The organism is Mesotoga sp. (assembly GCF_035363035.1).
In the GTDB taxonomy this organism is placed as follows: Bacteria; Thermotogota; Thermotogae; order Petrotogales; family Kosmotogaceae; genus Mesotoga.
This window is the reverse complement of sequence record NZ_DAOSEH010000093.1, coordinates 1-7,867: the sequence shown is the minus strand read 5'-3', so window position 1 is coordinate 7,867 and position 7,867 is coordinate 1. Positions and strand designations below refer to the sequence as shown.

6 protein-coding genes are annotated in these 7,867 nt (G+C 49.5%); all 6 read right to left on the bottom strand.

The window, feature by feature from the left end; genetic code table 11:
- Window positions 1-107: 107 nt before the first annotated feature.
- The gene (locus tag PKX57_RS10485; RefSeq protein ID WP_470745860.1) at window positions 108-1,034 is read right to left on the bottom strand and encodes a DNA polymerase III subunit delta; all 927 of its coding nucleotides are present in this window, start codon (window positions 1,032-1,034) and stop codon (window positions 108-110) included.
- The gene (locus tag PKX57_RS10480; protein ID WP_470745861.1) at window positions 1,024-2,826 is read right to left on the bottom strand and encodes a penicillin-binding transpeptidase domain-containing protein; all 1,803 of its coding nucleotides are present in this window, start codon (window positions 2,824-2,826) and stop codon (window positions 1,024-1,026) included. The genes PKX57_RS10485 and PKX57_RS10480 overlap by 11 nt, the downstream gene beginning before the upstream one ends.
- Before the next feature lie 52 nt (window positions 2,827-2,878).
- Window positions 2,879-3,166, bottom strand: a complete 288-nt coding sequence (locus tag PKX57_RS10475) for a hypothetical protein (protein ID WP_472417195.1) — start codon at window positions 3,164-3,166, stop codon at window positions 2,879-2,881.
- A 15-nt stretch (window positions 3,167-3,181) separates the two neighbouring features.
- Window positions 3,182-4,081, bottom strand: coding sequence for a 16S rRNA (cytosine(1402)-N(4))-methyltransferase RsmH (gene rsmH, locus PKX57_RS10470; protein ID WP_472417193.1), 900 nt, complete (start codon window positions 4,079-4,081; stop codon window positions 3,182-3,184).
- A 66-nt stretch (window positions 4,082-4,147) separates the two neighbouring features.
- Window positions 4,148-5,260 (bottom strand): peptide chain release factor 2, encoded by a 1,113-nt coding sequence (gene prfB, locus PKX57_RS10465; protein WP_472417191.1) that lies wholly within the window; start codon window positions 5,258-5,260, stop codon window positions 4,148-4,150.
- A gap of 14 nt (window positions 5,261-5,274) precedes the next feature.
- A complete protein-coding gene (gene secA / locus PKX57_RS10460; RefSeq protein WP_472417189.1) occupies window positions 5,275-7,725 on the bottom strand; it encodes a preprotein translocase subunit SecA in 2,451 nt (816 codons plus the stop codon).
- Window positions 7,726-7,867 lie beyond the last annotated feature (142 nt).

Below are 7,867 nucleotides of genomic sequence, written 5' to 3'. Positions count from 1 at the left end.
CCTTCTAAACATTTAGCCGAAAGCAATTGTACAATGGACTTTTGGAACTGTCAAATTAGAACGGCGTCCTTATGATGTTGAAAAAAAGAAATTTACAGACATTTTACTTACACTTGCGAAGAAGACTTTATAAGAGCGAAGTAGGCGATCTCCTGGTTTATATCGCCACTTTTGAATTCCTCGTCCAGATCCTGGAGGCACAGCAGGAGAGCGGCGATCTTTTTCCGGTCGAGCATAGCGGTAATATCGGTGTTCTGGTCGCCGCTGCCGGAGAAGTTGAATCCTACGATCTTCGAGATTCTCGATGTCGAGATGCCGGTCGCTTCGGAGAGCGATTTGACTTCCCTCCACGAGAGCGAGTTCCCCGCGCTTTTACGTTCGAGCACCGTGCCTATCTCGATCAGGATCTTCGAGAGTACGGAGGAGAACAGCGGGAAGGGTAATTGCCTGTAGTCAAAACACGACAGGAACTCCGAACCGCGGCTCAAAAAAGTGAAGACCAGAGTCTCGACTTCGACCTCCCTATTCTTCACCACGTACCTGTCGACCATCGAGGCGGTTATATTTCGGGCAACGGCCTTGAGCTTTTCGAGTTCGCTCAGGATCCTCATCTCATCTCTTCCGACTTTTTCGATCAATCTCTTGATCGAATCGCGAGTAGCCTTCATCTGTAACTGCGAGGCGACGTTGATCCCGTGATCTATCCATCGTTCCTCTTCCCACGGTTTGGGGAGCTCGAAAGATACCTTTGTCTTTTCGATGCCCGGATCTATGGAACCATCCACAAAGACATCGGGCGATGAACCGATCGATTTGAGAAGTCTCTCTACCGATTTCCTCTCTTCCTTTTTCCATCTGGAGAAACCGTCGAGCCTGACGGCCGTTTCGCCGAACATATTCGAAGAGGAGATAACCGTTCTGAGTTTGTATTCTTTTTCGTCGTGATCGGAGGATATCCTCTGGCAGTTCGGAGCTCTGGCCGATATGAAAAACTCTTTCAGCACCAGACTCTCGCCGGTCATCTCAAATACCATCGGTCTCTCCAACTCCCAGCCATACTTCTATGTAGTCTTCCAGAGGGTGCCCTGACTCGGGGAACTGCCTCATGACCTTCCCAGCCCCGTGCACGATGAGCTTGTCGATTCCGTAGATTTCCCTTACCTCGTTCACGTCAATCAGTGTATAGCCGGTTAGATCCGGCATTTTCCAGCCGAATATTCCTTCGTACTTCTCTTTTTCAACATCTATTCCGTATATCTTTTTGACTATCGAAGCGAACATGGGGGCGGCCACAGAGCCACCGTAATAGACACCGGCCTTCGGTGTGTCGATCATGATGTACAGCGTGTATGAAGGATTTTCCACCGGGAAGAATCCATAAAAGAGCGCGTAGTAAGTTTCCTCGTTGTACCCGCCCGGCCCGGCTTTTTGGGCCGTTCCGGTCTTTCCTGCGATTCTAACCCCATCGACCTGCGCGAGCGTTCCCGTACCGTTCAGGACGACGCTCTCGAGAACGGGGAGCATCGTTGCAACCAGTTCCGGGGAGAAGAGAATTCCATCGACTTTCTTCGGAACGTTGACGAATCCATCCTCGTTCCTTATGGCTTTCAAAAAAGTGGGAACGATGAACTGACCGCCCGCCGGGAAGACATTGAGAGCCTTGACCATCTGAAAGATGTTCACACCCAGACCCTGACCGATCGGAAACTGGTAAGGCGATATGAGCGACCAGGTAGAGGCTTGCGGAAAAATCCCGGGCGTCTCTCCGGGAAGATCCACTCCCGATAGCCTTCCAAAGCCTATTTTCTCAAGCGCGGTGTACATTTCATTCCTTCCAAGAGTGTTGAAAATCTTTCCACCGACCTGCACGGTCGCCACGTTGCAGGAGTTTATAATCGCCTCCCTGAAGGTCTGGACACCGTGTCTTTCACCTTCGACGTCGCGTATGACTATGTTCAGTCCAGGGACCGGTTGTATCCTCCCGTCGCAGCTGAAAGTCATCTCTTCGTTGATGGCTCCCACTGTGAGGGCAAGCGAATAGATCAGAGGTTTAATGGTCGATCCCGGTTCGAAAATTCCCATCAAGCCGAGATCCCAGTTGTATGTTCCGGCGTAGGAGAGTACTTTGCCGGTCTTGCTATCGAGAAGTATGGCAAGCCCTCCATCGGCCATATTTTTTTCGACGGTTTTTTTGAGCTCTTCGTAAACCATTCTCTGGAGATCTATATCTATGGAGAGATAAATGTCGCTCCCGTTGGTCGGTTCTTCTCTCTTCGCGCCCGTTAAAGTCCGTCTGATCAATCCGTCTTTCTTTCCGGAAAGAATCTCGTCGTACTGCAACTCGAGCCCGTTAAGGGGTTCCCCGCCTTTATCCAGAGAGCCTATTATCCTGTCGAGACCGTACTCTTTGAAGGTCAATCTCTCTCTCTGCATCTCCAGAGATATATACCTCTTGGTGAGGGGGGTGATCTTTCTCATCATCTCCTCGTTGGTCGGAGAGGTTCCGAGAAGCATGAAGCTCCTGGTGCCGTGAAGGTTCTCTTCAAGAGATTGGTAGGATATTCCGAAAGCGATTTCGATGTTTCGCAAAACCTTTTCTATCTGTTCGGTAGAAGTCGACAACCTTAGATAACCCAGATCCAGCCAGGCTTCGTAGATGATCGAATCACTCGCTAGCAACTTCCCATCGGAATCATAAATCGATCCCCTTAAAGATGGGATACGGTTGATGCCGACAACGACCGGTATGTCCGGTTCGGTGAAAAGCGAAAAATAACCGGCTCTTACAGCGAATACCGCCACGCAGAGCACAAGAATTATGTACAAAAGAAAAACTCTGTTAGTGAGATTTCGAATTTAAGATCCACCTCACAGAAAACTACTTTTCAGCCCTTATCCCTACGACAGTCTCCAAATAAGAAATTTCTCGCACTACGTTCTCCAGGCGAGATTCCATGACCGCAAGGTTCTGTTCTTTTTGTCTTACCAACTCAGAGATCTTATCGGCCTCATTGCCGAAATAGAATGGAAGAGTGACTGAAACTGCCAGGGAAAGAAAGATAATCAGAACCTGCAAAAAACCAAACAAACCCTTTGCGTCACTGCTAACCAAGGCCTGTTCGTTTTCATGTACCAGTGGCTTCCGCTTCGCTGTAATAGATTGCACGAGATGTTCCTCCCTTCAAATCCGCTCCGCTGCCCTCAATCTTGCGCTTCTTGCCCGTAGATTGAGATCAATCTCATCTTTAGACGGCAATAGGGGTTTCTTCGTAAGTATCTTCAACTCAATGTCCATCTTTTCTCTAAACACCCTTTTAGCTATACCGTCTTCCAGAGAATGAAAAGAAATAATTACAACACGACCGCCTGGATTAAGATAACAGGGAATTGCCCTCAGTGCCTTCTCGATGTTTTCCAGCTCATCGTTCACTTCAATCCGAATAGCCTGAAAAGTGCGGGTTGCGAAATGACTCTTTCTTTTGTACCTCTCGGCCGGTGGTATCGCCTTCTTGATAGCCTCTACGAGATCTTTAGTGGAATATAACGGTCTTCTTGAGATGATGCTTCGTGCGATCTTCCTCGCAAACCTCTGTTCCTCACCGTACTCGAAAATTATCCTCGCGAGGTCCTTCTCACTGTAGCCGTTCACGACTCGCTCAGCTGTAAGTTCTCTTGAAAGATCCATACGCATATCCAGCGGTTCGTCGATATCGTAGGAAAAACCCCTTCCCAGAGACTTCAACTGAAAGGTAGAGACTCCCACATCCAGTAAAAAACCATCAACCTTGGTAACACCGAGCTGTCGCAACACAATTTCAAAATTAGCATAAGATAGATTGAAGAGCTGGAAGCATCCCTGATAATCTTTCAGGTTCCGCTCCGCTAACTCCAGAACCTCCCGGTCCACATCGAGCCCTACGACTCTAGATAGACCTTTGGTGGCCTCAAGAATAGCTCTGATATGGCCACCTTCTCCAGCGGTACAATCAAAATAAAGACCGCCTTCTTGCTTAGAAAGCAAATAATGGAGCGCTTCGTGAATCATTACGCTCCTGTGGTGTTCGTCATATTGCCTTGACAACTAATTCACTCCGCTTGAGGTAATCATACCACTTTTTTATGGGCAATGTCAAACATTTCGAAAAATTTATTCAAGAGATTTCTCTATCGCAGAGAAGAAGAGCAACTCTTTTTCGATGAACTCTTCTATATCGCCATCCATGACCGATTGAATGTCTCCCGTCTCTATTTCCGTCCTGTGATCTTTCACCATAGTGTAGGGCTGGAACACGTAGGATCTTATCTGGTTGCCCCAGGAAATATCTTTCTGATCGCCCATTAGCTTTAGCTTTTCGTTCCTCTTTTTCTCGAGTTCGATTTCGAAAAGCTTGGCGTAAAGCATTTTCATGGCGTTGGCCTTGTTCTGGTGTTGGGACCTCTCCGTCTGACAGGCGACCACTATACCCGTAGGCAGATGAGTTATTCGAACGGCGGAATCGGTTTTGTTAACATGTTGACCTCCCGCGCCACCCGAGCGGTAAGTGTCTATCTTGAGTTCTTCGGGCCTTATATCGATCTCCGGGATTTCCTCCATTTCGGGAAAGACGCTGACGGACGCAAAAGAGGTGTGCCTCCTGTGGTTGGCGTCGAACGGGGATATCCTGACCAATCGGTGAACTCCCGCCTCGAACTTCAACTTCCCATAGGCGTAAGGTCCGGCAAAGTTCAGAGTCACGCTCTTTATACCGGCCTCGTCTCCGGGCAGTTCATCGACGATCGTGACTTTGTATCTGTTCGCTTCGGCCCATCTTGTGTACATGCGCATCAACATCGAAGCCCAATCCTGAGACTCGGTTCCACCAGCTCCAGGATGGATCGATATAAAACAGTTGTTGTTGTCGTACTTACCGTTGAGGAGAATGGTTAGTTCAAATTCTCTAACTTTTCTCGAAGCTAGGGCGACAAGTTCCTCCACGTGGTGGATGTAGCTCTCATCTTCCGAGGCCAGTTCAACGGCGATATCGATATTTTCGAATTCACCCTCCACGTCTTTCAACAATTCAAGAGTGTTTCTGAAAGACTGAGCTTCCTTTCCAAGCTGGGAGGCCTGCCTTTTATCGCTCCATATTGATGGATCGCTCATTTTGTTCTCGATTTCCCTCAGCTTTTCCTTCATTCTCTCCAGATCAAGCGTTCCCTTTATCGAGTCGAACTTGTCTCTCAATTCCTGAATCTTTGAGTTTATTTCGTAACTTATCAAATTACACCTCCGTACTAGCGCTTAACCTTGAACCTTTTGGTGCCCTTCTTTTTTCCGGTAGAATCGGATTTCTTATCGGCGGTACCGAACTCCGAGTGTACGGCCTGAAGGTTCTTGAATTCCTTGTCGGCTTTTTGCTGGGCCTTGTCGCTATCGACCTTCACTATTCTGACGATGGCGCTCGCTATATCGTCGTAAAGAGAATCCGTCAATTGCTGGAAAAGCTCGTAAGATTCCTTTTTGAATTCTACCACGGGATCTTTCTGGCCGTAAGCTCTCAATCCCACCGAATCCTTAAGGTGGTCTACGGCTTCCAGGTGTCTGCGCCACCTTTCGTCTATCATCCTCAGCATTATGTATTTCATGACCTGGGGGAACTCCTCGCCGAAGGACTTCTTCTTCTCCTGGTAAGTATCTTCGAGGCTTTTTATGGCCGACTCTTTCAATTCCTGGACGGTTTTCGACTCGCTCAGGCGGGCCAGAGAATCGGGCGGCAGAAAGGCGAAGGAGTTTCTGATCTCCTCTCTGGACGGCATCTCCTGCAATCCATCGAGCCTTCTTTCAACTACGTCGCGAATTATCTCAGAGATGTTCGAATCCAGTTCTTCGCCCTTCAAAACCCAGTCTCTGTGGGCGTAAATCGCGCTTCTCTGCTGGTCCATGACCGAGTCGAGCTCAAACAGCCTTTTTCTAATTTCGAAGTGTATCCCTTCGATCTTCTTCTGTGAAGAGGATATGATTCTGCTGAGCAGCGGATGCTCGATGGGCTGTCCCCTTTCGATCTTCAGGGTCGTCATTATCGACTGCATTCTCTCCCCGCCGAACAACCTGAGCAGATCGTCTTCCGTCGAAAGATAGAACCTGGATTCTCCGGGGTCTCCCTGTCTGCCAGACCTGCCCACGAGCTGGTTGTCTATCCTCCTGCTCTCATGGCGCTCAGTTCCGAGCACGAAGAGGCCTCCGAGATCCACGACTCCCTCGCCAAGCTTGATGTCGGTTCCTCTACCGGCCATGTTCGTGGCTATGGTGACGGTTTTGGCCTGACCGGCCTTGGCGACTATTTCGGCTTCGCGCTCGTGATACTTCGCGTTGAGAACTTCGTGGGCCACGCCTTTCTTCTGAAGTAAATTGCTCAACTGTTCGCTCTTCTCTATGGAGGTGGTCCCTACCAGTACGGGCTGACCCTTTTCGTATCTCCTTACGATCTCCTCTATTATGGCTTCGTCCTTTTCTTCACGGGATTTGTAGATCAGATCTTCCTTGTCCCCTCTCACAACTTCGCGGTTGGTGGGAACGACTGCCACCGGCGTGTTGTACATGGATATGAATTCCGACTCTTCGGTTGCGGCCGTCCCGGTCATTCCCGAGACCTTCTCGTACAGTTTGAAGTAATTCTGGAAAGTGATCGTAGCGAAAGTGATCGATTCCTGTCTTATCTGAACGTTTTCCTTCGCTTCTATCGCCTGGTGTAGGCCCTCCGAGTATCTTCTGCCCTGAAGGAGTCTCCCCGTGAACTCATCCACTATCACGACCTCTCCCTCTTGACTCACGAGATAATCGACCTCTTTTCTGTACAGGGTCATGGCCTTGAGGGCGTTGAGCAGATGGAAGAGGTAGTCGTAGTTGCTCGGATCGTACAGGTTGTCTATCTGCAGCAATTTCTCGGCCTTGGCTATACCTTCATCGGTGAGGGTGACGGTCCTGTCTTTCTCGTCGACCAGAAAGTCCTTTTCCTGTTGAAACCTCTTGGCGAAGAAGGCGAACTGCCGGTAGAGACTGGACGAGTCTTCGGCCGGTCCGGAGATTATCAAAGGCGTTCTCGCCTCGTCTATCAATATTGAGTCGGCCTCGTCCACGATAACGAAGTTGTGGCCGCGCTGAGCTTTGTTCTCGAGCGAATAGACCAGGTTGTCCCTGAGATAGTCGAAACCGAACTCGTTGGCCGTGCCGTAGGTAATGTCGCAATTGTAGGCTTCCTTCCGGGTGACCGGATCCATGCTGGCCTGTATGAAGCCGGCCTTCATCCCGAGATATTCGTACACGGGTCCCATCCAGCCGGCGTCTCTCTTCGCCAGGTAGTCGTTCACGGTTGCCAGGTGACAGCCCTTTCCTGTAAGGGCGTTCAGATACAGCGGCATGGTCGCGACAAGGGTCTTTCCCTCGCCGGTCTTCATCTCGGCTATCTTGCCTTCGTTCAGGGCCATGGCTCCCATAAGCTGCACGTCGAAGGCCCTCATACCGGTGGTCCTCTTCGCCGCTTCCCTCACCAGCGCGAAGGCCTCGGGTATCAAGTCCTCCAGAGGACCGCTTTCGGCCGCTTTCTTCAGCTCTTCGGTCCTTTTCAAGAACTCCTCTTGAGGAAGTTTACTAACCGAAGGCTCCAGGGAGTTTATCTTATCGACTACCTTCGAATACTTTTTAAGAAGCATTTTGTTCTTATCGAAAATCTTATCGAAAATGGACATACAATCACCTCAGTAAAACCGGAGAGCGTGAACCATCTTACCGTTCTCCAGAAAGGTTTGCTGATAGAAGATCGCACTGTCCAGCGTAATCCCTATCAGCGATTTGAAGATCTTCTTCACATCGACGAAGGCCTCGACGATG